The organism is Clostridium rhizosphaerae, assembly GCF_016765585.1.
In the GTDB taxonomy this organism is placed as follows: domain Bacteria; phylum Bacillota; class Clostridia; order Clostridiales; family Clostridiaceae; genus Clostridium_AT; species Clostridium_AT rhizosphaerae.
This window is the reverse complement of record NZ_JAESWC010000009.1, coordinates 94361-119534: the sequence shown is the minus strand read 5'-3', so window position 1 is coordinate 119534 and position 25174 is coordinate 94361. Positions and strand designations below refer to the sequence as shown.

The window sequence follows — 25174 nt, the reverse complement described above, 5'->3', positions numbered from 1 at the left end:
CTAGCTAAAAGCTTACCTTCACTAGAAAGCACAAAAGCCCCTCCAAAATATTCTTCATCTAAATAATTAACCAAAAATGCTTTAGTTTCTGTTTGCCTAAGCCTGTTAATATAGTCCTCTTGTTCTTCCTTTATCTATCTTTCATGAGTTACTGTACCGCCATAAAAAGATCTGGCAAATGGGAAGAGAAGAATATCTGCTTTTAACGCTTTAGCTTTAGTAATTAGAGTGTCATTATTCATGTCGCCGCAAATTAGAAAACAGATTTTTCCTATATCACTTTCATAACTTAAAACCTCAGTACCTTCCATATAAATGCTGTTGTTTTTATTTGGATCTCTCCAACCTTTTGATACTCTTCTGTACTTTAAGCCTATAGTTCCATTTCTATTAATAAAAACAGCAGAGTCATATAAGCTGCCGTTATCTTCTTCAAGTACCCCTATAGCAAGATTTATATTTCTTTTTTTAGCTTCCCGGCATAATTTTTCTATTTCCTCTCCGGGAATAGGAATACCTAACTTAATATCTTCCTTTGGATTATCCGTCATGGAAAATCCCGTCAACGCAGTTTCTGAAAACATAACCAAATCCGCATTATTATCCGCAGCTTTATTAATATAAGCAATAATATTTCTCATATTTTCTGATACATCGCTCACTACTTTATTAACTACAAGTGCAGCTCTCATCATAAATCCCCCTATAATTTAGGATAAACTGTATCCCATATAAGCTTCCTCATTTCTAAAGATCTGTCTCCTACATCAGACATAACTGCGATCACAGCATTTTTCCCCGGAATCACTATACATACTTGTCCTTTCATGCCGCTTGCCCTGTAGGAATGTACTTGTTCCCTCCAAAAATAATAGCCGTATCCTCCTTCTCTTGTTTCAATGTGTTTCTTAGAAGCACTAGCCACCCAATCTTTTGCTAAAAGCTGCTTTCCATTATAAAAGCCTTCCTGAAGATACAACTGACCAAACCTGCTGAGCTCATTGATTGTAAGCTTCATACCTGTTGCCCCGTAAAAGTACCCTTCCGGACTATACTCACACTCCACATTTTCAATTCCAAGAGGTTCAAACAATCTTGGCTTAAGATAGTCCATCATATTTGTTTTAACAGCTCTTTCTACAATAACCCCTGCAAGATAAGAAGATAAATTCGAATAATTGAACACCCTCTCATCAACATTAGGAAGAGGTATTGATAAAATATGCCTAAGCCAATTGTCTGAGTTCAATTTTACAAAAGGATAGTCTAGGATTGACATGGTGAGAAGCCTCTCCACTGTTACTTTACCGAGGTTGTCTAAATGTTCCTTAGGCATATCCTTTGGAATATCTTCTTCAAAAAATTTTAAAAGACTGTCATTAAGATACAAATATCCTTCCTGTATTGCAATGCCTACCGCCGTTGAAGTAAAGCTTTTAGTTACTGAATAAAGTTCTCTTCTTTCCTCCGGAACAAAATGATACTCGCAAACTTTGATTCCATCTTTGATAACAACAATTCCATAAATATTAAGTTTATTTTTTATAACTTTATCTATAAATTCGGTTAACATTTTTCTTCCTTTCATTTGGATCACTGGGTAAATTAAGATGTTCGCTCACGCTCACAAGTTACCCGTTAAAGCCCATTTAGAGCTTTAACCTCCATAAAAATCAAATTTGACCTGCTTGAAGCTGACACTTTAATCTCTCATAAAACTGAATTTGAAAACTCACATTATCAGTCCACATAGCTGTTGCTGTTTTTGTAGCAAATTCTTGCTTTGTGTAACCCTTTAGTTTTGGAATTACTTTGTTCAAGTAATCCAGCTGCTCGTCAACGGTCATCTCGTGAAATCTTAAATACCTCAGAGTATCATATATTCTATAAGAGTCAAATCTGTCTATATTGTCACTATCGCTTATACTTTCATTTAAAATAGTTTTTTCTCCATGAAAATCAGCCTTGTCATCAACGTGTATGGCTATTCCATAGCAAATTTCCTCCACCTTTTCCTTTGGCAAGTCCAAGGTTTTTAGAAATTCTCGTGCTATTTTTGCCGAAACCCTGCCATGTTCTCTAGGGTTATTCCTGCTGTCAAAAGTACCAACATCATGCAAAATACAACCTAATGTCAAAGCCTCTTTATCTAAGTCTTCTGATACAGCAATCTTTCTCCCAACTGCTGCAACTCTCAAGCTGTGCTCGTATCTGTATCTTTTATCGCTTTCACTAATCTTGTCCTGACTCCATATATGCCGTTTTAAAAACCCCCGCGCTTTTAATTCGTTATTCATTATAAAGCCCCCATAAAATACAATTTTTCTCAATACCAGTCAATTTTGCTTATTCCCCTCATACTATTATACACCAATATTTGTATTTACTTATAGTTATTGTATAAAAAAAGAGGCTGTTGTAAAACAGTAAATCCTAGCGTGTTATTTGAATACTAGAAACATCTGAGCAAGCAGTAATAAGACTTTAATTAAAAAACTTATAAAGCCGTTAAGAATCCTATATTGTTTGAACGAAGAGAGTTTATAGGATTTAGGATTTATAAGTTTTTTAATTATTAGTCTTATCTGCACAGCGAAAGTTTCTCAGAATTTAAATAGCACGCGGCAGGTTTAAAATGTTTTTCAACAGCCACTTATAATTATATTTATAAACTTGGTATTTTACTCATCTCTGACAGTTGTTCATTTGTTTCAGCTGCCTTGCTCTCATTAACTAAAACAATCAAGCAGTCACCTGAATGAATTGTAGTATTTCCCTTTGGTATAACCTCTTTTTCTCCTCTTCTTATACCTACTAGCAAACATTCACTAGGCAGCCTAAGCTCCTTAATTTTCTTTCCATCCATTTCAGAGTCTAAGCAAACAGGCATTTCAAGTAAAATTTTATCCTTACTGCCTTCGCTAAATTCATATTCCCCATTGTTTTTAAGCAGTCTTTCAAGAAGTGATTCATATATAGGTTCAGACCTTAAAAAGTCTGCAACAGCGTATGCTGTTAAAGAAATTACGCTTAATGAAAGAAGATTTGAAAATGAGCCGGTCATTTCTGTTATTAAAATACTGCCTGTAATAGGTGCTCTTACTATTGCTGTAAAATACCCAGCCATAGCAAGCATAATAAAATTATTTATATACTTAGGATCAAAACCCAAAAAATGTACAAGTGTATTTCCGTATATCGCACCAGTCAATGCCCCTAAAACCAGCAGTGGAAAGAATATTCCCCCTGGAGCACCAGAGCCATAGCTTATCATTGAAAATATAAATTTAAATAAAAGAATAATAAGAAGCATTTTCATGGTAAAGCTTCCATTTGTTAACGAGTCTATAAGTGAATGCCCTCCACCAAGGACCTGAGGTAAAAATAAAGCCAATACTCCTGCAAGTATAAATGGAATCATAGGTCTGAATTTTACAGGAAGCCATTTTTGCTTACTGTATATATCTTGAGTTTTTAAAAGAACGAAGTTATATACTACCCCAAAAACTCCAACTATAATACCAAGAAGTATAATATAACCATACTTATCTAAAGGCAGCGCAGTAACATTATGAAAAGTGAATACCGGCTTCAAACCGAAAAAATGCTTTGAAATAAAATCTGCTGTTAAAGATGCAGACATGGCCGACATTAAAATAAGCGGCGAGAAATGCTTATGAACTTCTTCAAGTGCAAACATAACCCCAGCCAAAGGAGCATTAAAAGCAGCAGCCAACCCTGCGCTGGCACCGCTTGTAATTAAATATTTTTCCTCAAACTTAAATCTTTTAAAAATCCTGCTGACACCTTGCCCTGCGGCAGCTCCAAGCTGTATTGAAGGGCCTTCTCTTCCAAGAGATAAACCTGCGCCTATTGAAATAACTCCGCCAATAAATTTCTTTATAATCACAGGCAGCCAATTCATACGAATCTTTCCTGCAAGTACACCTTCTACCTGAGGAATTCCACTTCCGCTTATTAGCGGTTCATTAGTAATCAGCGTTCCAACAATATAAGCTAAAATTATCAATATCAAAAACCATATTGGCATAAGCTTGTATCTAGAAATATTGAGATTAAATATATAATTTCTTAGCTCTTCAGCCTTTTCTAATACGATTCTATAAAATACAATTAAAAATCCAGAAAATATTCCTACAATAATGCCTTGTCCCAAAAGTTTGAGTCTAAAGTTTTGCCAATGAGATAATGTATTATAGGTATCGTTCTTGTTTACCTTATCCATTTGCAAACCCCCTTATTAAGTTATTATTTTGTGCACAAGTTTTATTATAGGCTTATTAACTTGATAAATCAAATGAGGTGAATTACTAAAGGCACACCTGCTTTCTTATGAAGTGTGCCTTTAATTTTTATTTTCCAAGCTTAATTTCCGCTCTGCTGGTTTTTAATAAAAGTAAGCTTTGTAGTAGGCCCATCATTTAAATTTCTGTAATTAGGTGCCTTATATATTTCATAACCGTATTCAATTCCACCGTTAACCAGTCTATTCCATCTTATAATCTGATATCCCAATCCCCTATATTCAGTAGTCCCACCATCCTTAGCCATTCCCTGACCTATTACAAATATAGGTCTTAAATCATTTGATATCAGCTTAGAATCTATGCTATATGTTACCTTAGGTAAACATAGTGCAAGTATTATAAAAATTAATAATACAGCTATATATTTTTTCTTCAATTTCATAGCTATACCTCTTTTATCCATATAATCATTAGTCTAACTCCTAGTTCTTAATGCTGAATTATATTATTTTTTCTATCGTAATAATAATAAAGCTATCATCAAAATAGAAACCATGCCTCTTACAATATGATGTTTTACAGTTATCTTTCCATGCAATTTCAATCCATTGTCTATGGCTGAAGCATGAATCATTATAAGCCCCAAAATAAGAATATATAATGAATACTGTCCAAGGATGTTTCTACTTATAGATATTAGTAATATTAAAACAGCTCCTAAGATCATTATAAAATTAGATATCATGCTGATTCTTTTTTGCTTAAGTTCCACAATTCCAGCTAAGATTGTTGAACCTCCATATAAAACAGCTATTATTAAAAGAAGCCAATAGTAAATATTCATAAGTTCCCCCCAAAATTTCACTAATAATACTGAACCGAATGAAGAATATATGGATTTCGTGAAAATACAGTATATGCGGTCTTACCGTTATAGCTTAGCATGTATTTTACTTTATCCCTTGTAAACTCCTCATCAATTATGTCTAATATATTATCCTTATCAAACCAATCCACTTCAAGACTTTCTTCACTAGTAGTGAGCTCACCTGAAACCGCTCTTCCTGTAAATCCAAAGCTCACAATACTTCCAATAGGAGTAACCCCGTCAGGCTGAACTCTTTTAGTTATATTAGAATTTACTAAAGTTAATTCATTAACCTCGATATCTATTCCGGTTTCTTCTTTAACTTCTCTTATGAGAGCATCGGTTAGGCTTTCCCTTTCTTCCACTTGCCCGCCTGGAATTTCCCATCCTCTATCAGGGCTTTTTACAAGAAGTACTTTTCCTTCCTCATTTTCTATCAAACCACCTACAGAAACAATATGAACCGGATAATTCATAACAACACCTCATCCTATAAAAATTAAGCATTTCTTCTGCTAATCACATATTTGCTTATATATCGCCTTATTACAACTCCTACAAGAAAGGGAGGTACAACACATGACAATATAACAGTAAAATTGCTGCTAGTACTAAAAACAATTGTGTTATATCCAAAAATAAAGAAAACAGCAGCAACAATTAATAAATTCTTATCATATTTTTCATATGACTGATTTAAAACCAATCTTCCAAATATAAGTCCTATAACTAAAAACAATGCTGAAATTATAAAATTCATTTAATCATCTCCATTTGATTTATTAGCCAATATTCTAAAACCAATTTTAGATTTCAAAATTAATATATCAAGCATTAGCTTATTTATTTTTTACCGAAAAGAAACCTTCCTTACTCTGTTCTATTTCAATATTTGTTTCACATATTAACTTAGAAGAATCATTATCATATACCTTCAGATATATTTTAAAAGACTGTTCCTTAATATTTTCTTTGGTGTCTATTGACCAATACAGTTTCTTCTCATTTGTTTTTATGTCCTTACCTAAAATATTTATCTTGCCGCTGCTTCTATCCCAAGTTAAAAATTGCCCTTGCTCTGTAATCCATTGAAATGTAATATTTTTATATTCCTTATTTGTTTCAAGCTTTGCCTCAAGTGGTAAACCTGGTACAGATGACATCATAGGGCTATACGTTTTAATTTCAGATTCTATTGACACTTTTGCATTGTTATCGATGCTATCCTTTTTGTTAATATGATTTCCACTTTTACACCCAGATGCAGCCAATAAGATAACTAGGATAATACTTAATAATCTTTTCATAATACCCTCCATTTTATATTTAATATCTTCTAATTAATATCCCTTTCATACTTGATGAATTATTATGAGTATTATATATCTTTTCTTTTTCCTCTTCAGTACATCCTATTAATATTTTTATTTCTGAATCTCTTTTAGTTAAATCTACGGTGCACACTATGGCATCGATCTTTTGCTCTTTATCTGTTCCCTTCCACACATCAATTCCGCCACCATCCATTGATGCAGTATTTTTCAAATAGCCATAATCAACCTCATAAATAAAATCCGGATATCTCGGATGCGCCGTTCCCTTTGGCCTGTCAATGACAACCTCAGATTGCTCCACAAGACTATCAAGTGCTTCCCAAAACTCTTTACTACACTGCATAAGTTCCTCCCCCTTTAGTCGTAACAGCAGGCAACTTCTTAAGAAGTTATCTTGATAAGAAGATATCTTCTTATCAAGATAACTATTCTATTATGTTGATGTTATCGTCTATGATTACTATTGCATGATTATCAGTTAGTTTTATATTAGGACAGCAGCTTACATCTATATAACCTGATTGTGAGCCAACTTGCTCATGCACATTTAGTATACAATTTATGTACCCCAAGTTATCAGACATATTTTGCGCCGCAACAATGCTTCCAGCACTCACCCCTATATAAACTCCACCATTATCTAAAAAATCTTTTAAGGGTAGATAGAATTTATATTCATTTATTTTGCTCAATAAATGCTTTGAGCTTCCCCCGCAAACATATATAGCATCAAATCCACAAATTTCTTTCCGTTTCATAACTCTATTCAAGTCATATGTGCTTATATTTTCTTCTAAAACTCCTGCATTTAAAAGATCATTTTTACATACCGGAAGCATATCCATAGCTTCTTTTGTTATTGCTGCGGTTGGAATAAAAAGAACTTTTATCTTTTCTTTAGGAACCTCTACTAATTCTAAAAATTTCTTTTCTATATTTTTATTTTTGAACCCAGAAGATGTTAAAATAATTTTCTGCATATTTATTCCCTCCATAAGTTTCTTTTAAAATAATTCAAAAGCTATTTTAGTATTTATATACTTAGAAGAATGTTTAGCCTTCCCCTTTTATGGAATCAAAAACAACAAAAACAGGAAATACTTTAGGAAACATCATAAAGCTTTGAAGCTTGCCCTCTTTATCTCTATAGCTTACTGAATAATTTCCAAAACCATAGGCATATTCTGCATCTACAAATTTAAGCTTACTTGAAGAATGATTTATAGTTACATAAATTCTGCTGGCTGCTCTTGCTGCAACATAAGGCAGAATACCAACTGCTTCGGATAGAGCTAGGCATAATATGATTGCAACAGTTATAATTTTCTTCTTATTTTTCCGCATAAAGCACTTCCCCTTAATGAAAAATAATATTATTCAACACTCAAATCGCAACAAGTGAAGCCATAAAATAATACAACAACTATTAGTCTAATCTAAACTCCAACTGACAATCACAAGGCTCTTTCTCAACTGATTTGGAATTATACTCCTCAGCTTCTATGCAACCCATAGCTTTATAGAAAGCCTGTGATTCCTCCGAGGAATGAGCTGATATATACAATTTCTTTGCTCCCATATCCTTTGCTTTTTTACATATAAGAGAAAATAATTTCTTACCTACACCTAATCCTCGGCTTTCATATGATGTATGTATGCATGAAAGTTCTAAGTATTCATTATGTGTACCAAAAAATCCGCTTTCTATAGAAGCAAATCCTACAAGAGAATTGTTTTTGAAAGCTCCAAATACAGTACCGCCTGTTTTTATAGTGTTTTTTAAACATCTAACAAGATATTCATATTCCTCTGCTCCCCAATGCTCAACAAAAGCAATGTCCTTTAATATCCACTTTCCATCTTCCTTACGCCAGCATTTCTTTACATCCTGATGGCGATTAAAGCTTGAAAATAACTCTGTATCTATTTCATTTTCTTTTAATTCGTTGTAAATAATTTCCTCCAATGTTTATACCTCCTTTAATCCTAATATTCTATTCTTAACTCTTCCAAACAAGCAAAATACTCCAAAACCTAATATTGCTCCTGAAACATTTAAAATCAAATCATCTATATCGCAACTGCCCATATTAAATATTAATTGTATTGCTTCAAATACAAGACTTAAAGCAAATGAGACAAAGAAAATACTTTTTATTTTATTGATCCTTTTAAAAAGAAGAGGCAGCATATATCCAAACGGACTAAAGGCAAGAATATTTCCTAATAAGTTTCTAATTGCTATATTCACTGATGGCTTACCTTCTAAATATGGAAAAATCGTTGTTAGCGGAATATAATTTATGCCTGATAACTTTTGGGTGATAGTAATTTTGTGCCTATATTGAGCCATAGTAAATGCAATTCCATCCTTTAATAAAATTACATTTATTAAAACTAGTAAATATATAACAAATAAACTCCAAATTGCAATTTTAAAGCCTTTTACCTTTAGTTTATTCTTCATTAGATCCCCCCTAGTGTTTACATAGAATAAAACACTTCTTTACCCTCTAAAAAATCTCTGCAAAGAGTATCGCAAGTCTTTATTGCTTGAGTTTTAATCCATGAGTTTCTTTGATTATCCCTCATAAACAAAGCATAACTCATAAAGATATCCATAAATATTTGACCTTCTATATACCTTAAATCCTCGAGGGAAAAGTAAGCTTTAGACGCATAGCCCTGTAAAAAGTTTTGTCTTAAATTGCTTGGGAAAATAGTTGCAGCACTTCCTAAATCAAATAAGTAGTATCCAAAGCCGCAAAAACCCAAATCTATTATACAGGGATTATCATTGGATATTACTATATTTCCTAACTGAATATCTGCATGAATAACTCCAAATGCATTATTTCTTAATTTAAGCTCATTCATTTGATTCTTTACTGAGATCAACACATCTCTAATAATGTTATAACGCTCTATAGAAAACAGCTCAGCTTCAACGCAATATTTTAGTTCTTCAATAGCAATATCAATGTTATCAATATTATATATTGGCCTTACAAAATTATCTGAGGGCGCTAATTCTTCTAAACATTTATGAAACAATGCTAGATTTTGTCCCAATTTAAATGCTATCTCTTCAGTAATTTCTTCTTTCGAGGTAAGAATCTTCCCATCAATCCATTCTAAAACAGTTGCATAGCAAGGATCATCGTAATTATCAAATTTATATTGAGTTATATATTCTCCAAACCTATTTTCAACGGGTAATTGGACATGTAGAAGTTCTTCACATCCAAGCTTTTTGAGAATCTCAATCTCTGCCTTTAAACCTTCAAGCGTATGCTGAAGTCCAAAGAAGCCTTCAATAGCAGGCTTGTGTATACGCAGTAAATAATTTTTATTTGATAGTTTATCAGTTACTTTAAAAGTCATATTTTCATTGTGCCTTATAAATTGAATTTCAGGCTCAACAATAGGATATAGCGAAAGAAGTTCCTTTGCCATAATAATATAATCCATCTTTTTTCTCCTTCGAATTTCATCTCTTCATTATAGATTATTTCCTTATATCATAGACAGCATATCTTGGATGCCATGTATAAATGAAGGTAATAAAATATTGCTATTTCGAGTATAAATAAATATAAACCACAAGGCTCCTATTAGCCCTCCACCAATATTTACATTTGATCCATTGCCTAGTATAAAGGTTTGGAAAACTGACCTATTATTAAAAACAATATCTATAGGCAAATGCGCCATTCCAAAAAACAGTCCGCTTAAGATTGTTCCCCATGTCTTTCCAAAACCAGCTACAAGCCTCGGCCACAAGAAGCCTCTAAAAATTAACTCCTCATAGAAACCAATAAAAATAATAAAATAGGTTGCTCTCCATATAAGATCTATATCAAATCCCTTTTTACTTATATAATAAATAAAAAAAGCAGATACAAGTGCAATTGCAACATATAAAGAAGATTTTAATCCATATCTTCTTAGCCCAACTGTACTTATTTTTTGTTTCCTCAATTTTAGTATAGCTATAATACCAACAAAACCAGGTATATCCATTATAATAACGAATATTAATTTATAAATAAAATCTTCATTGTTTCTCATTATAAAAAATAACGGCGATATTTTAATTAAGTAAAGAAATACAAACATTAAAATAAACATAATAGCAAAAAATGCTAAAGCAATTACTCCATCCTTTTTCTCTATACCCTCAAAAATCTCATCAGGAAACATAGTTTTTCTTAGTACTTTCATATGCTAATTAACCCCTATTTCAATTGCGATGTTTTATTTTTCTCTTTTAAAAATCCATTTTTCTTCAGTAGTTGATCCTGCGTTGTTTTCTCCGTAAGCTGAAGACTCAGCAATAACATTTACAAGTTCCCAGCCTTCTTCTCCTAATTTCGGCAGCATTTCTTCTATATCCTTATCCCATTCATACCTTGAAAATAGGCCAATGCTCCTCTCACAAGTAATAACTTTATATTCCCATCTTTTCATACTCGCACCTCCACCCAATATAAAATACAGACTCTATTATTTATTAATCAAATAGTGTCAATTCATATAAATTACATTCATGTACTCTTTTAAACTTCCCTTTTATCTCTTGCTTATTGTCACCTATATAATGAGCAAAGCAGTTGTAAATAAACAATTTTTCAATTTTAGATTCAGTAATCTCGTCACATTCATTTCCTTCAGTATAAACATGGAGATATGATTCCTTCCACTTAAATCCCCTTCTTTTATACCAATCATTTACCCATTTATCATATCTTGTCCATGCTTCAAGCCGTTTTATACTTCTATTCCTTAGTCTACATACAGCTTCATTTAATAGTAAAGTTGCTATACCTTGATTTCTGTACTCAGGCAGTACAGCTAAATGCCATATAACTCCGCCTAACTCGCCGACTTTATAGCATACCGTTCCTTTCTCTGTTTCATATTCTATATCAATAAGCCCAATAATTTTATTATCTTCTTCTGCTACTAACTCAATTGCAGGGTTCTCATAATGCTCTTTTTGCCGAAGCACATTATCAAAATATGAGCTGTCTAGAAACGATAAAACTCTGCATCTTAGCCATTGAAGTTCATCTGTATCTTTGTATTCTCTTATCTTCACTCTTAGCCCCCAAACAATAAATTTCTACAGCAAATTCTCTTTTAAAATAAACCTACTGGGCCAAAACTCATATAAACTAATAGATTCTATTTTGCCAGTAAAACTATTGAAATCATCAGCTACATAAGGTAATGCGCTTTGAATTGTTTTCCGATCATCTATTAAAATGGTTGTATGAGCTGTCCATTCCAATTCATCAGCATAATTATTATCAAAGTATTGTTGAAGGTTTAAAAGTTCGTAGTTAACTGAAGGTGCTATAAATAAAACGTCAAGCCCAAATAATCCAATGTTATTTAATTTAACATTAAAACCATGAAATTCTTTAGATGCCTTTTTCACTTTTTCCTTAACTAATTGTTCTTGGGATACATTAAAGCTGCCAAGAGTTATATGATATGGTATGTTAGCTGTTTGTTTTCCAACAAATCCATTATCCAATAACAAGTTTTGAATTTTTTTCAATCTTAATTCTGTTTCTTTATCATAATGTGCCATAACGCATAAAAACTTATCTTTCATAATGCTTCTTACCTTTCAAAATTAGAATCTCTTAAAATAAAACTTTCAAGGTTACCTCAGCTTAGCCAACTATTTTTCACTACTATCTCTCTCAAATATTCTTATTACAGTTGAACCTATCCCCATAATTCCTCCTGCCACAATAATATATAGCCAAAAACTAACATTATAAGTATCTTTTAAATATAAAGCTGTAGCTATACTTACTGAGAATAAGACCCCATCCTATATAGAAATAGTCTTTTTTGACAGTACCTTGATTTTTTTCATAATACTGACCCTCAATTCCCCATATAAATTTAACTTACTCTTCCCCCTTAAGCTCCATCTCAAATTCAATTTCATGCTTTATGGGTATACCAAAATCCCCGATTATAGGAATTGAAGGCTTTAATTTTCTCGAGGCTTCTACAGAATTTGGATATACACTCACCATATCAAAGCCGCGCTTTTGATAAAAACGCATAGCATTTATATTATCATTTGTAGTAATAAGTGTTACTTTATCGCATCTTTCTCTAGCTGCTTTTTCAATAACTTTATTTACAAGAGCAGTACCTATGCCCTGTTTTTCTGTCAGGCTATCTAAAGACATAATTTCACATTCATTATCAATAATTCTATAAGTAACTAATCCAATAATCTCTCCACATTCATAAGCAGCAAAACCATCTATGCGTGTCATATCAACTAGCTCTCCTTTAACTGCCATATCTGTAGAAAACCATTGTGACTTAATAAAATCATTGATTTGCTGTCTGTTTTTGCTGCTTATTTCTTTTATCTCCATACTCTTTCTCCCAAAAGTCTTTAATTGCTAAAATAAGTTGATAAAAAATTCTACTGCTACTTTTATAGGATTTTTAGACTTATATAATAATCCTATACCAATTAGAATCACACCTGCTGTTATTATCAGCCAGCCTAATGTTCCATCTAGTTTTAAAACAGTAGTTTCAAGCAAAATAAGAATTACACCTGAAAACATAAGTATTATATTTGACAATATATCTTTCATTTTCTCCACCGCTTCGCTCCTTACAATATACTTTCTTACTTTAATGGAAAAACCAGCTCACAATTAAGTTTCTTTAATTCATCATAATAAAAGTAATTGTGTTCAGCACCAACAGTGCATAATATTCTTTTATCCTTATTCTCATTAATTACTTTCTTTATACGTTCAAGCATTAGCTGGTTTCTAGCAATCCAATAAATATTATGAAGGGTTGAATCAAGAGATCCTAACCAGTTTTGTTTTTCTCTTGTGACTTCATTCCATTCTATAGAGTTTAAAGGCAGCCTACTTCTTTTCCCAAACTCAAATATTTCCTTATATTTTTGCTCCACTTCATTAAGTAAAGCCTCCTGAGTGGGTTTGTCATAATTTCTAAAATAACTCAATCCTATCATGTCATCTTCAAACCAATCCACAGGTACAAACTTTATGTTTTCCTTTTCACAAAGCGGAATTATCATCCTTCTATATTCATTTGGTCCTAGATAACCAGAATAATTTTTATCCTCACAATACTTTTGCCAATCTTCAGGCCTAACCTCACCGCATATTATATCCGGCTTAAAATTAAGTATTGCCTCCTTCATAACATCAAGGGTGTACCCAATTTCCTCTCTAAAAGAATCTTCCCCATGCATTGTTCCTAAAATCCCTACTGTCCCCATTATATATCCCCCTATCAATAAAATTATTAATTTTACGTTATTCTGTTTTCCACTATATAGTTTAATTCTTTACTCTTATCTATATTTTCTATTGCATTCTTATCAATTTTAGAGATTACAGGTTTGCACCCTCTTGTAATTTTATCAGTTCTCTTAAATACTTGCTTAATCTATCACTTGATATCTTATAGGATTTCTCACCTTCAGTTACGTAATGAAAACCTTGAGTTGTACCCCATATGTCAATCTTTTTCCCATTATCGAGTTCTATGACTATTTCATGGCTGGCGGTAGTGCCGACATCCTTTTTGAATAATGGTGCTTCATTATACATTGATACAAGCTCACTAATTAAGTGAGTATTTTCATCCATAGTATACTTTTTATTATTTAGTGTTAGTGACCTCACATTAGATATGTCAATCTTGTTATGACTGGTAGTTGGAGAACCCTTTATTGAAATAATATAAAATCCAACGGAGATAATACACAACAGTAAAACAAAAATACGTTTTCTCATAAACACTGCTCCCTATAAATATAACTTTTGCTCAGTTCCTAAAATCAACCCCTATAACCTCATAAGAATTCTTATCTAAATAGACATTTATAGTGCCTAAAATAGCATCATCTGTAGTACTAAATGTAACCTTGTAAGTATCCTTATCTTTTATATCTGCTTTCCCTTTCTTACTCGCTACTTCATGTTCATCTGCAGCTTTATATTCCTCAACTTTAGCAGTCTTCCAGTTTATAATTGTTTTTTTGCTTTCTTCACTTAAAGACTGATAGGCAATTTGTCTTATATCAGCTTCTGTTTTTTGATTCTTTGCATCATCCTTCTTGTACTCTCCAGAAGATGTAAGCAGTTCTCCTGTCTTTTCATCATATACATTTGTTATAAGTGCATAACTATAGTGCCCGGCCTTCTCATCATATCCATTGCGATATTCTGTCTTTACGACTCTAACCTTTAAGTCTTCCTTAATATCCTCTCTGGGGTTAAAGAACTTTATATCAGGATGCTCCTTTAAATATGAATCTATAAAGCCTTTCCATGTAGTTTTTACCTCTGAAACCTTCTTTCCTTCATTAGCTTTAGTTTGTAAGCCGGTACTAGAAGGTACCTTATCTATAAAACCAGTTGTTCTTATCGATGACGCTACACCCAATATCCCTAGTAAAGCAACTATTATGATTATTATCTTTTTCATCTTCTCACCCCATATTAATTAGACAAAGATTACTACTCAAAAGTTTATATACTAATTATACTAATTTATTTCAATATTCTCAAATATTTACATCCACATTTCTGAAAATTGAAATTATAGCCATGCTATTTAATGAATTTAAATAATATGCTATAATGTGAAAGCGAAATTCATAAAAATCCATAAATCTGCTGAAGTACTTTAGCAGGACTGGTTCGAGAACTCCCAGTATAAAAAACTAAGGATTTATATTTTTACAGTACAGCTGTATCTATCCTTAGGTACAGCTTTTTTTGTTTTATAAAGAAGCTGTACAATCCGTTCTCAAAAATGAGAAAAGGAGAAGGAAAATGAAAGAAAGAAGAAAAGTAATCATCGATTGCGATCCCGGTATTGATGATTCCCTTGCACTGCTTTTAGCTTTAAAGTCTAAAGAGCTTGAGGTGCTAGGAATTACTATAGTTTGCGGAAATGTTCCCGCAAAACAAGGGGTACAGAATGCATTGAAGGCTTTAGAATTATGCAAAAGTCTTCATGTTCCAGTTTATCTTGGAGAAGAAACTCCTCTAAAAAGAGAGCTTGTGACAGCTCAAGACACCCATGGTGAAGATGGTGTTGGCGAGTGTTTCTTTGAAGAAATAAATGGCGGTATTGTTAAAAACGGAGCAGCACATTATATTATTGAAACTTTAGCAAAAGAGAATAATGTATCTATAATTGCTCTAGGTCCTTTAACAAATATTGCAAAAGCACTTATGAAGGACAAGGAAGCTTTCCAGAACCTTGATGAATTTATATCAATGGGAGGAGCTTTCAGAATTCATGGAAATTGTTCTCCGGTAGCAGAGTTTAACTATTGGGTAGATCCGCAAGCTGCAGATTATGTGTATAAAAACTTAGGGAAGAAAATACACATGGTAGGCTTGGATGTTACAAGAAAAATAGTATTAACTCCAAATACTATCGAATTTATCGAAAAAATTGGCGGAGAACTAGGAAAGTATATAAAGGACATAACCAGGTTTTATGTGGATTTTCATTGGAAGCAGGAAGGCATAATAGGCTGCGTTATAAACGATCCCTTGGCAGTAGCTTATTTTATAGACAGATCAATCTGCAGAGGATTTTCTTCCAGCGTTGAAATTGTCCATGAAGGTATTGCAATGGGACAATCCATAGTAGATGCAGAAAACTTCTATAAAAGAGAGGATAATGCTTTTATATTAACAGAGGTAGATTTTAAAAGGTTTATGCTTATGTTTTTAGAAAGATTGTTTCCTGAAAAAATTAATTTAATTCAAAATACACAGGGGGTTATGTAAAATGAAAAAAGTATCACCATTAAAATTAACAATAGTAGGTTTTGCAATTGCTTTAAATATAGTAGGATCTTTTATAGCTCTGAATTTAAAATTACCAATATATTTGGATTCTATCGGAACAATAATGTCCGCAGCTATTCTAGGACCAATTTATGGAGTAGTAACAGGACTTTTAGGGAGCATAGTCAGCGGGATAACCTTTGATATATATTCTCTTTACTTTGCACCTGTTCAAATTTTAATCGGCCTTTTAAGCGGAATAATGTTCAAAAAAGGCTTGATGAAGGGCCTTAAAATGCCTTTAGGTGTATTTATAGTTACGCTATTTTCTTCCACAGCCGGAGCTGTAATAGCTGCATATGTTTTTGGAGGAGTTACTTCTTCAGGTTCCTCCTATATAGTTGCCTTTTTATCAAACCTTGGAGTAAATAAAGTAGTAAGTGTATTCATAGTTCAATTTCTAACAGACTATCTGGATAAATTTACAGCATCAGCTATAGTTATTTCTGCCACGCTTGCCATACCAAGTGCAATAAAGCAAAAGCTGGTACGAGGTTAATATGGACAGATATAGCGTGATAGAAAACAAAAATAAAAGAGAGATAGTTCTTCTAAAAAGCTTTCCCTGTATTTGGGGAAAATGCAGCTTTTGTGATTATATCTTGGATAACTCAAGTTCAGAGGAAGAAATAAATGAGCTTAATTTTAAGGTGCTTGAAAAAATAACAGGAAAGTATAAAGTTTTAGAAGTTATAAACTCTGGCAGTTGCTTTGAGCTTCCTTTAAAGACTCTTGAAAAGATAAGAGAAATAATAAAAGAAAAAAATATAGAAAAGCTGTTTCTTGAAAGTCACTGGTGCTATAGAAAAAGGCTTAAGGATATGAGAGATTTCTTTGGTATACCAATAATATTTAAAATAGGAGTAGAAACTTTTGATTATAATTTTAGAAATATAATCTTAAACAAGAATGCACGGTTTACTACACCTGAAGAAGTAAAGGAATATTTTGAATCAACCTGCCTTATGGTTGGTATAAAGGGCCAAACTAAAGAAATGATAGATAAAGATATAGAAATTGTTTTAAACCACTTCAGACATGCAACCATAAATGTGTTTACAGAAAATAGTACAAAACTTGAAAGAGACGAAGAACTTATAGAATGGTTTAAGCAAAAATATTCTTATCTAGAGGAAAACCCTAATATTGAAATTTTGTTTAACAACACAGATTTTGGAGTTGGGGACTAGTGCTGCTTTAATATAAAAATGGGATGTCGCAAAACATCCCATTTTTAATATTTTAAAGTTACTATTTCATTAATTAATATTGCCCACAATTCATAAGACTTATTAATATTGTCCGCACATGCACCTAATCTTACAACTTCTAATAATTTATCCTCACAGTCTTCAGGTTTAACTCTGAAATTCTTTATAAAGCTAATAGTTCTTTTTCTGCTTGGAAAATATATTTTGTTCATAGCAAACAAAGCTTGAAGAAAATGATCTATTGCCAATTCCAAAGCAAAGTGATAAAACAATACATCTTTTCTTGCCACTGCACGCTCTAAATCTTCAACATCGCTTAACTCTTCCAAATGATACTGTACTAATTTTTGTGCTAACTCCTCTGGATAATCAAATAACTTTTCTTTCAATGAAGCTAAAAATTTATTTCTATCATATAATATAGTTATATTTTTCAGCATAGCGCAGCGTCCTATTGGATAGTAATAGTTGTCCAATTTATCTAGATATTCTCCACTTAGTATTAAATTAGTATTCTGTATGGTTTCATCTATTGTAAAATACATAAGCCAGGTTTCAATTCCATTTATGAGTACAAAATCTCCAGTTCCCCAATGACCACCTTCAAAGACATTAAATTTTCTTTCTTGCAGCAAGTTCCCTAATTTATCTACTGCAGCTTTTCTCTTCTCAAGCTTAGGTATCTCATCGCAATAAATGAAAACATCAATATCTCCTTCACCTGCTTTGGGAATCTCAATTTTACTTCCGCTTATTCCTATTGACTCTACTTCTTTAATCTCAGAAACTCCATCTATTAAAAGCCCCAATATTTTTTCGGTATTATAATTCATGTTTTTTCCCCCTACTTATAAAAAATAATATAAATTGATCTACATATAACTCATCGGCACTACATCATATCCTGTCTTAAAACCTAAAGCTTCATAAAATGCAATCTTACCCTTTTCTGCAATTAGAATTTTTTTATTATACTCCTTATATTCTTCAAGCGTCATATTTATAAGTGTTGAGCCTATGCCTTTACCTTGATATTCTGGATTTACAAGCAAATTATTAAAATAGACTGTAGCGATTCCATCTGATAGACAATTTATAATCCCCACTAACTTATTACCATCCCATGCGGAAAAAACGTTATGTGAACTTTTCATCGATATTTGCAATTTATGAGGATTATTACCTAACTTCCAGCCCACAGATAAATACAGCTCCTTTAAACTCTCAAGATCAAACTCCTTAGTTTTTCTGTATACTATATTCATTTTAGTACTCCTTATTTTAAAAATAGCATTTATTAATCTAAGTAAACGCTACTATTCCTTTAATACTAACTCCTTAACTTTTCCTCCATCATACTGCTTTGAAGTAGTTACTGTAAATTTTGCATTGCTACTCGTAAATTTGAAGTTCTCAAGTTTAAAAATAGCGGGCATCTGGTTTAGGCTGTATTTATCAGCTAGAACAACCTTGTTATCTTTTTTAAATACCATTAAGTACTGATCGTCATTGACAGTTTCGTTTTCAGTACTATGAAACATAAGAAACCCGATGAAAGTTTCATAGGATGTCCATTCAACTCCTGTCTTTTCATAGACTTGCTTCGATGGGTAGTAAGGTGTAAACACATAGCATTCATCCCATTTAAAATCTGTCAGCTTATTTATATCTACTTCTGAATTTGTGCTAACAGCTTCTTTTAACTTACTTTGCAAGGATTTTGAACTTATATTATTTATCTTCATAGACTGATACTTTGGTGTACCAAATATAGAAAGTAATATAGCTGCTATTAAGACTGCTCCCATAATCATGAATGGCTTCTTTTTAGATAACATTGTAATCCCCCTTTTAACTGCAGTCATATAACTATTTAGCTGACTGCTAAAATTATTTTACTTACCTGAAATTCTCCCCATGATAACTGTATTATAATAATTTCCATCCTTATGAATACGATCCTTTATCAGCAAGCCTTCTTCTGCAAAACCATATTTTTTATATAGCTGAATTGCTTTTGTATTTGTCTCAACTACAGTTAGTGAGATTTTTTCAATCCCTGAAGAATCCGCACACATTAAAACATTCTCAAGAAGCACTCTTCCGATTCCATATCCCCAGTACTCCTTTAATATGCATATTCCAAATTCCGATTTGTGTCTAAATCTCTTTAAATTATTACCTGCCAACCGCGTAAATCCAACAATCTTGCCCTCAGCTTCTGCAAGTAAAAATACAGATCTTTCTGCTTCAGCATCTTCTAAAATAATCTTTTCAAAATCTTCTTGAGTTAATAAGTTTTCGCCGGGCTCTCTATCTAAGTTTTCTGTTTCTCCATCAATTTTCACTCTTAACTTAGATAATTCCTCTGCGTCAAATTTAGTTGGGCAGCGCAGTATCCAAGTTAAATTTTTGTCTTCTATTTTCTTGTTTTCAATAATCATTATTTCCTCCTTTTGGTCGGAAGCACTGAGTAATTTAAAACTCTCGCTCCGCTCGAAAATTACTCATAAAATCCCATTTAGGACTTCAACCTCCGAATATGTTAATGGCACGTTACTTCATATAATTATACATTTATTTAATTATACATAATCATAGAATTAATCTCAATTTTTTACATATGGAACTGTAATATTTTTAATTACAAAAGACAGCCTTACACTGTAAGACTGCCTTTATAATTCTTCACTATAGATTTATTTAACTCCAATTTCTAATACAACAGATTGGTAAGGCATTAATTTTATTGAAGCATTATCTATAAAAATCTTGTTATAATTATTTAAAAGTATTTTCTTTAAGCCATCATTAAACTCTAAAATATTTTCTTTATTAGTCCAGTTATTTATAACTATAACTCTCTTATTTTCATCTTTTCTCTCATAAGCTACTATCCCATCCTTATCCTTATAAAAAGGAACAAAATCTCCGTAAACAAACACTTCTTTATATTCTTCATGACTTCGAAGCAAAGTTAATTTCTTATAATAGCTTAGTAAAGAAGCATCATCTTCTCTCTGGCTTTCCACGTTGATTTCTTTATAATTAGGATTTATATCAAACCATGGAGTGCCGGCTGTAAAGCCTGCATTCTTTTGAGTGCTCCACTGGAAAGGAGTTCTGCTGTGCTCTCTGGATTCTATATTTATTTTGTTTAATGCTTCTTCTTTAGTTAAACCCTCTTTAAGCATTCTGTCATAGATTTGATAGGTTGGCACATCTAGAAATTCCTTTATAGACTTCTTAGGAAAATCTCTCATTCCAATTTCCTGACCTTGATATATAAAAGGAATTCCCCTTAAGAAGAAGTACATGGTTGCAAGCATTGTTTCACTGTAGAAACTAATATCCTCTTGAGGTATAAGCCTGTCTGCACTTCTTGGCATATCATGATTTTCAATAAAGTTGGATAAAAATCCGCAGTCAATTGATGATAACTGTTTTTCAAATATCCTATCTCTTATTTCATCTACCATTGCTATATAATTGTCTTTCCACTTTTCCTCTCTTATTCTATAAGGAGCATGTGAAAAATCAAAAACTGTTGAGAAGTATCCGTCTTCACCAATAAATCTTCTTAATTTTTCTCCCTCAAGCTTATCTGCCTCTGCTACAGTCATGCTGTCATAAATTTTAAAGGTCTTTTCCTTTAGTTCATTTAAAAACTCGCCAATTCCATCAGCATTTTGATAATACTCCCAAGCACCAACCAAACCATCAGGGCCATCAGCAGGCAGATTAACATAATCAAAATTCTTTTTTATGTGACTTATAGCATCTACTCTAAAGCCTCCTAAGCCCTTTTCAAGCCAGTAGTTAACCATTTTATAAAGCTCATTTCTAAGCTCTTCATTTTCCCAGTTTAGATCAGGCTGTCCTTTTGTAAATAAATGAAGATAATATTTATTTGTATCTCCAATTCTTTCCCAAGCACTGCCGCCAAAAATTGAACGCCAATTGTTCGGGGGATTTCCATCTTTTCCTTCTTTTATTATGTAGTAATCAGCGTACTTGCTGTTTAAATCCTCCATTGCTTTTTGAAACCAAATATGTTTATCTGAACTATGATTAATTACCAAATCCATTAATATCTTAATATCTCTTTTTTTAGCTTCCTCTATTAATTCATCCATATCCTTCATGGTTCCAAAAGAAGGATCTATTTCATAGTAGTCAGAGATATCATAGCCGTGGTCAACCATCGGCGACTTAAATATTGGACAAATCCATATGACATTAACTCCAAGCTCCTTTAAGTAATCCAAATGATCTATAATCCCATTAACGTCGCCAACCCCATCACCATTCGTATCCTGAAAGCTTTTAGGATAAATTTGATAAACTATAGAATCATGCCACCACTTTTTAGTCATTTTTTCACTCTCCAAACAAAAGTTATTTTTGCTCAAAAATCTACGCTTTATCTATATATAATATTATCTCACTAATTATTCATATTAAAGTATAAGTGTTGTCCAAATATATGTCAAACGCTTGCATAAGAGCAAAAAAGAAAGGAGCCATACTCCTGAAGAATATGACTTAACTTTATCGAAAGCTGTATTAGCTTAATTCCACAAATTAGAATTTATCTAACTCATCCTTATGAGTGTTTCATCCATGGGAATACATTCTGCATACCTTCCATTCCATATAAATTCATTATAGTATTTATATGTCTGCTCTGCCGACATAAATTTATTATCAACAGTTGTATTTGCATAAGCCGGAACTATCATATTGAATCCATGCTCAAATCCACATTTTATAGTAGCATCAATACAATAATCTGTTTGAAGGCCTGCAACTATTATATCCTTTTCTCCTTTGCTTACTAAATATTCTACTAATCCAGTTTCTTTAAATGCACTATTTACTAGTTTATCAAATATTTTATCTTCATTATATGGCTTAAATTTTTCATATATTTCAAAACCATTAGTTCCTTTTGTTAATTCACTTTCAGTGCCATCATCATGCCGTACATATATTACTTCAATATTATTTTTTCTCGCTGTATAAATTAGTTTTTCTACATTAGATACAAACAAATGAAAATTATATAACTTTTCATTTGTTATTAATTTTTGTGTATCAATGACTAATAAAACCATCTATATTCTCCTTCGTAAATTACTATTTGTCTGCAAATTTTATAAATAATCTTTATTTTTCAATAAAGGAATAGTGCAATATATTCCAATTTATAATCATATCTATTATACTAAGGTTCTGTCTCCTTTACTTGTAGGTACAGAAATAACCACAAATTCTATATCACAGTCTGAATTATTATCATCTAACGAGTACCCACTGTTAATATATTTATTACTTCATTCTCACTAAGCCCTGTCCGCCTTACTCCCAAGTCTCCCAAATCTCAGGCACATAGCCTACAGATGCCTGTTTTCCGTTCCTTACTAAAGGCGTTTTATATAGCTTTGGATTATTCAGCAAAAGCTCCTCCTTAACACTATCACTTCTTATCTGCGCTATATTTAATTTTACATATTCCTTAGACTTTTCATCAATTAAATTCTTAAGCCCAACTGCAGCTCTAACGCTTTCAAGTTCTCTTTTGCTTAAAGCTTTTTGATTTAGATCTATAAACTGATATTTAATTTTTCTTTCCTTAAAATATCTTTCTGCCTTTTGTGTATCAAAGCATTTTTTTACTCCGAATATTTGAATGTTCATTTGTTTAGTCTCCTTTATTTTGTCAGTTCTAATACCTTTTTAACAGCAGGATCCTCCATTAAGCTGCTGCTTTTCTTAGCATCTACTTTTATATCTGGCTCTGTTTTAAACTCTTCATCGCTGCTGCCATCTGATTTTAAGCCCATTTCCTGAGGATATCTGAAAACATAGCCGCTGTTTGGAAGTACTCCTAAGGTCGGTGATATTCCAATACCATCCCCTCCGGTTTTTTCACCAACGACAGTAGCAAAGCCTGTGCTCTTAGCAAATATAGCAAAACCTTCAGAAGAGGAATAAACCCTTTCATCTACAAGAAGATATATTTTTCCCTTAAAACCTACTGGACCCTTAGGACTTATTATATCTATGTTTTTAAGGTAGTATTTAAAGTCTGTGAAGATTTCTTGAGGCAGCTTGCTTAAATTTTCTTTCTTTAATTTATCTATAGGCAAAACCATGGTATCATAGCTGTTTCCAAAGGTACTTTTCAATATATTTTGAGTATAGCTTCCTCCTCTAAAAATGCAATAGGTTTTTTGCATTAAAGGTTCATTTATTAACGGTGCAACAATATAATCTCTCCAGTATGATTCATTTCCCCCACCATTTCCTCTTATATCTATTATCAAAGTTTTATAATCTTTTATATCCTTCAAAAATCTATAAATAGTCTCAAACTCTTGATTATTCATATTTATATTATTAAAAGATTTTACGCCAAGATAAGCAGTTTTATCTTTTTCCACTATAGTAGTTGTAACATTATCTTTTGTGGAATGATCTGCATTAAGCTGGCTGTCTTCTTCTTTATTAGTTTGAGTTTCTCCATATCTTTCAACAGCTCTTTTATCAGTAAGTATATCAAGTGTTTGATTTGGAGGCGGTATATTTTTAAACATGTCCTTAAATAAAAAATAGCCTTCGCTATTAAGAATATTTGTATGTCCATTATGCAAATCCTTAAGAGCTTCCTTAATGCAATTAAAGAACTCTTCATCAGATTTTGTTTCCTTTATAGCTTTCTCATACTTTTCCTTGTTTAAAAGCCAATCCACATTATTTACCCTTTTGTTAAGCTGAAAATATGGATAATTTTCCTTAAGTATTGTATATAAATATTCAAAATCCTCAACTTTCTGTTTTGTAGTAAGCTGCTTGTGTTTATTGCTTGTTTTTAAATCTCCATTATTACAGCCGCATAAAATAAACGTAAAACTTAATAATAAAGCTGCAAGTCTTCTTATTTTCATAAATATCTCTCCCTACACCCAATACAATTTCAATAAATTAATTATAATACCAATACATGGAATATTCTATATTACTATAATCTTTTAGATAACAAATTTACATTATATTGAATTACATCATAAAATATGAAATAATATTGTATATTAATATAAACTTTAAGCTATTGATAGATTTAGAATTTGGGGGCGATATCATGAAGTCTATAATCAGCTATCTAAAGAAAATATTAATTTTAACTACAGTAAATCTTGTCATTGTGTTACTAGTGTACCTAATAAAAAATGAGTTTACACTTCATAACATTGGGTATGGTCTATGTATAGGCGGTGTTGTAATGTCCATAATTTCAGGTTTAGCCATACTAGGCTCAGGAAAGACTGCCCAAATAAGCGTAAGCAATAACTATATAAGAAGCTCTAATAATTTTGCTGAAGATTATATGAAAGAAAGAGGTAAGAATATGAGTTTTACATTACTTATGTTTTTATCTGGTGTTTTTTCTTTATTAATCGGATATGGAGTGTTTTTACTATAGAAGCATATAAAAATATGATAGGAGTGTTTTAGATGAAATATCCTTCTTTAAAACCGTTTGTGAATTCATAGCAAAGACTGCTATGAAATGTTAGATTATTTATAC

At 32.1% G+C, this 25174-nt stretch carries 36 protein-coding genes and 1 riboswitch; of the genes, 4 read left to right on the top strand and 32 right to left on the bottom strand.

The features are described from left to right. Positions 1–134: 134 nt before the first annotated feature. From JK636_RS14575 to JK636_RS14460, 24 genes are all read right to left on the bottom strand, one after another. Positions 135–692, bottom strand: a complete 558-nt coding sequence (locus tag JK636_RS14575; RefSeq protein ID WP_202749744.1) for a carbon-nitrogen hydrolase family protein — start codon at positions 690–692, stop codon at positions 135–137. Between the two features lie 11 nt (positions 693–703). Next, complete coding sequence (locus JK636_RS14570; protein WP_202749743.1) at positions 704–1573, bottom strand: serine hydrolase domain-containing protein; 870 nt, start codon at positions 1571–1573, stop codon at positions 704–706. 100 nt (positions 1574–1673) lie between these two features. Next, positions 1674–2297, bottom strand: coding sequence for an HD domain-containing protein (locus tag JK636_RS14565; protein ID WP_202749742.1), 624 nt, complete (start codon positions 2295–2297; stop codon positions 1674–1676). A gap of 368 nt (positions 2298–2665) precedes the next feature. Next, the gene (locus tag JK636_RS14560) at positions 2666–4246 is read right to left on the bottom strand and encodes a ClC family H(+)/Cl(-) exchange transporter (protein WP_202749741.1); all 1581 of its coding nucleotides are present in this window, start codon (positions 4244–4246) and stop codon (positions 2666–2668) included. A gap of 140 nt (positions 4247–4386) precedes the next feature. Beyond that, positions 4387–4710: a hypothetical protein gene (locus JK636_RS14555; RefSeq protein ID WP_202749740.1), complete on the bottom strand. Its 324-nt coding sequence runs from the start codon at positions 4708–4710 to the stop codon at positions 4387–4389. A 72-nt stretch (positions 4711–4782) separates the two neighbouring features. After that, the gene (locus JK636_RS14550; RefSeq protein ID WP_202749739.1) at positions 4783–5112 is read right to left on the bottom strand and encodes a hypothetical protein; all 330 of its coding nucleotides are present in this window, start codon (positions 5110–5112) and stop codon (positions 4783–4785) included. Between the two features lie 20 nt (positions 5113–5132). Continuing rightward, positions 5133–5612: an NUDIX hydrolase gene (locus tag JK636_RS14545; RefSeq protein ID WP_202749738.1), complete on the bottom strand. Its 480-nt coding sequence runs from the start codon at positions 5610–5612 to the stop codon at positions 5133–5135. A 23-nt stretch (positions 5613–5635) separates the two neighbouring features. Further along, entirely contained in the window at positions 5636–5896 is a 261-nt protein-coding gene (locus JK636_RS14540) for a hypothetical protein (RefSeq protein WP_202749737.1), read from the bottom strand. A gap of 79 nt (positions 5897–5975) precedes the next feature. Continuing rightward, positions 5976–6443, bottom strand: a complete 468-nt coding sequence (locus JK636_RS14535) for a hypothetical protein (RefSeq protein ID WP_202749736.1) — start codon at positions 6441–6443, stop codon at positions 5976–5978. A 19-nt stretch (positions 6444–6462) separates the two neighbouring features. After that, the gene (locus tag JK636_RS14530; RefSeq protein WP_202749735.1) at positions 6463–6813 is read right to left on the bottom strand and encodes an inorganic pyrophosphatase; all 351 of its coding nucleotides are present in this window, start codon (positions 6811–6813) and stop codon (positions 6463–6465) included. A gap of 82 nt (positions 6814–6895) precedes the next feature. Beyond that, complete coding sequence (locus tag JK636_RS14525) at positions 6896–7450, bottom strand: Type 1 glutamine amidotransferase-like domain-containing protein (protein WP_202749734.1); 555 nt, start codon at positions 7448–7450, stop codon at positions 6896–6898. A 73-nt stretch (positions 7451–7523) separates the two neighbouring features. Next, positions 7524–7814, bottom strand: a complete 291-nt coding sequence (locus JK636_RS14520) for a hypothetical protein (protein WP_202749733.1) — start codon at positions 7812–7814, stop codon at positions 7524–7526. Between the two features lie 82 nt (positions 7815–7896). After that, positions 7897–8436, bottom strand: a complete 540-nt coding sequence (locus JK636_RS14515) for a GNAT family N-acetyltransferase (protein ID WP_202749732.1) — start codon at positions 8434–8436, stop codon at positions 7897–7899. A 3-nt stretch (positions 8437–8439) separates the two neighbouring features. Continuing rightward, complete coding sequence (locus JK636_RS14510; protein ID WP_202749731.1) at positions 8440–8937, bottom strand: VanZ family protein; 498 nt, start codon at positions 8935–8937, stop codon at positions 8440–8442. Positions 8938–8954: 17 nt separating this feature from the next. Beyond that, positions 8955–9941: a phosphotransferase enzyme family protein gene (locus JK636_RS14505; RefSeq protein ID WP_202749730.1), complete on the bottom strand. Its 987-nt coding sequence runs from the start codon at positions 9939–9941 to the stop codon at positions 8955–8957. Between the two features lie 45 nt (positions 9942–9986). After that, positions 9987–10694: a CPBP family intramembrane glutamic endopeptidase gene (locus JK636_RS14500; RefSeq protein WP_202749729.1), complete on the bottom strand. Its 708-nt coding sequence runs from the start codon at positions 10692–10694 to the stop codon at positions 9987–9989. A 33-nt stretch (positions 10695–10727) separates the two neighbouring features. Beyond that, the gene (locus JK636_RS14495) at positions 10728–10940 is read right to left on the bottom strand and encodes a DUF4177 domain-containing protein (RefSeq protein ID WP_202749728.1); all 213 of its coding nucleotides are present in this window, start codon (positions 10938–10940) and stop codon (positions 10728–10730) included. 43 nt (positions 10941–10983) lie between these two features. After that, a complete protein-coding gene (locus JK636_RS14490) occupies positions 10984–11571 on the bottom strand; it encodes a GNAT family N-acetyltransferase (protein ID WP_202749727.1) in 588 nt (195 codons plus the stop codon). Between the two features lie 24 nt (positions 11572–11595). Continuing rightward, positions 11596–12093, bottom strand: coding sequence for a 2'-5' RNA ligase family protein (locus JK636_RS14485; RefSeq protein WP_202749726.1), 498 nt, complete (start codon positions 12091–12093; stop codon positions 11596–11598). A gap of 304 nt (positions 12094–12397) precedes the next feature. Next, positions 12398–12883: a GNAT family N-acetyltransferase gene (locus JK636_RS14480; RefSeq protein WP_202749725.1), complete on the bottom strand. Its 486-nt coding sequence runs from the start codon at positions 12881–12883 to the stop codon at positions 12398–12400. Positions 12884–12910: 27 nt separating this feature from the next. Then, a complete protein-coding gene (locus tag JK636_RS14475) occupies positions 12911–13111 on the bottom strand; it encodes a hypothetical protein (protein ID WP_202749724.1) in 201 nt (66 codons plus the stop codon). 35 nt (positions 13112–13146) lie between these two features. Continuing rightward, the gene (locus JK636_RS14470) at positions 13147–13776 is read right to left on the bottom strand and encodes a hypothetical protein (RefSeq protein WP_202749723.1); all 630 of its coding nucleotides are present in this window, start codon (positions 13774–13776) and stop codon (positions 13147–13149) included. A 115-nt stretch (positions 13777–13891) separates the two neighbouring features. Continuing rightward, on the bottom strand, positions 13892–14296 hold the full coding sequence (locus tag JK636_RS14465; protein ID WP_202749722.1) for a hypothetical protein: 405 nt from the start codon (positions 14294–14296) through the stop codon (positions 13892–13894). 31 nt (positions 14297–14327) lie between these two features. After that, complete coding sequence (locus JK636_RS14460) at positions 14328–14990, bottom strand: hypothetical protein (protein WP_202749721.1); 663 nt, start codon at positions 14988–14990, stop codon at positions 14328–14330. 204 nt (positions 14991–15194) lie between these two features. Next, positions 15195–15238, top strand: a riboswitch (PreQ1 riboswitch). A 102-nt stretch (positions 15239–15340) separates the two neighbouring features. Between JK636_RS14460 and JK636_RS14455 the strand changes: the two genes are divergently transcribed. Genes JK636_RS14455 through JK636_RS14445 form a run of 3 tightly spaced genes read left to right on the top strand, consistent with a single transcriptional unit; the run spans position 15341 to position 17562 of the window. Beyond that, on the top strand, positions 15341–16312 hold the full coding sequence (locus JK636_RS14455) for a nucleoside hydrolase (RefSeq protein WP_202749720.1): 972 nt from the start codon (positions 15341–15343) through the stop codon (positions 16310–16312). Position 16313: 1 nt separating this feature from the next. Then, positions 16314–16871, top strand: coding sequence for an ECF transporter S component (locus JK636_RS14450; RefSeq protein WP_202749719.1), 558 nt, complete (start codon positions 16314–16316; stop codon positions 16869–16871). Position 16872: 1 nt separating this feature from the next. Continuing rightward, entirely contained in the window at positions 16873–17562 is a 690-nt protein-coding gene (locus tag JK636_RS14445; protein ID WP_202749718.1) for a radical SAM protein, read from the top strand. Between the two features lie 44 nt (positions 17563–17606). Here JK636_RS14445 and JK636_RS14440 read toward each other — a convergent pair whose 3' ends face one another. From JK636_RS14440 to JK636_RS14405, 8 genes are all read right to left on the bottom strand, one after another. Next, a complete protein-coding gene (locus tag JK636_RS14440) occupies positions 17607–18416 on the bottom strand; it encodes a DUF4037 domain-containing protein (protein WP_202749717.1) in 810 nt (269 codons plus the stop codon). Between the two features lie 39 nt (positions 18417–18455). Further along, complete coding sequence (locus JK636_RS14435; protein WP_202749716.1) at positions 18456–18848, bottom strand: GNAT family N-acetyltransferase; 393 nt, start codon at positions 18846–18848, stop codon at positions 18456–18458. Between the two features lie 51 nt (positions 18849–18899). Next, positions 18900–19421: a hypothetical protein gene (locus tag JK636_RS14430; RefSeq protein ID WP_202749715.1), complete on the bottom strand. Its 522-nt coding sequence runs from the start codon at positions 19419–19421 to the stop codon at positions 18900–18902. A 57-nt stretch (positions 19422–19478) separates the two neighbouring features. After that, entirely contained in the window at positions 19479–20027 is a 549-nt protein-coding gene (locus JK636_RS14425; protein WP_202749714.1) for a GNAT family N-acetyltransferase, read from the bottom strand. Positions 20028–20282: 255 nt separating this feature from the next. After that, on the bottom strand, positions 20283–21959 hold the full coding sequence (locus JK636_RS14420; protein WP_202749713.1) for a glycoside hydrolase family 13 protein: 1677 nt from the start codon (positions 21957–21959) through the stop codon (positions 20283–20285). Positions 21960–22178: 219 nt separating this feature from the next. Then, a complete protein-coding gene (locus JK636_RS14415) occupies positions 22179–22700 on the bottom strand; it encodes a cysteine hydrolase family protein (protein ID WP_202749712.1) in 522 nt (173 codons plus the stop codon). A 244-nt stretch (positions 22701–22944) separates the two neighbouring features. Continuing rightward, entirely contained in the window at positions 22945–23283 is a 339-nt protein-coding gene (locus tag JK636_RS14410; protein WP_202749711.1) for an arsenate reductase family protein, read from the bottom strand. Between the two features lie 14 nt (positions 23284–23297). Next, the gene (locus tag JK636_RS14405; RefSeq protein WP_202749710.1) at positions 23298–24533 is read right to left on the bottom strand and encodes a S41 family peptidase; all 1236 of its coding nucleotides are present in this window, start codon (positions 24531–24533) and stop codon (positions 23298–23300) included. Between the two features lie 194 nt (positions 24534–24727). On the opposite strand from JK636_RS14405, the gene JK636_RS14400 reads away from it, so the two are divergent. Further along, a complete protein-coding gene (locus JK636_RS14400; protein WP_202749709.1) occupies positions 24728–25069 on the top strand; it encodes a hypothetical protein in 342 nt (113 codons plus the stop codon). The last annotated feature ends 105 nt before the right edge of the window (positions 25070–25174 follow it).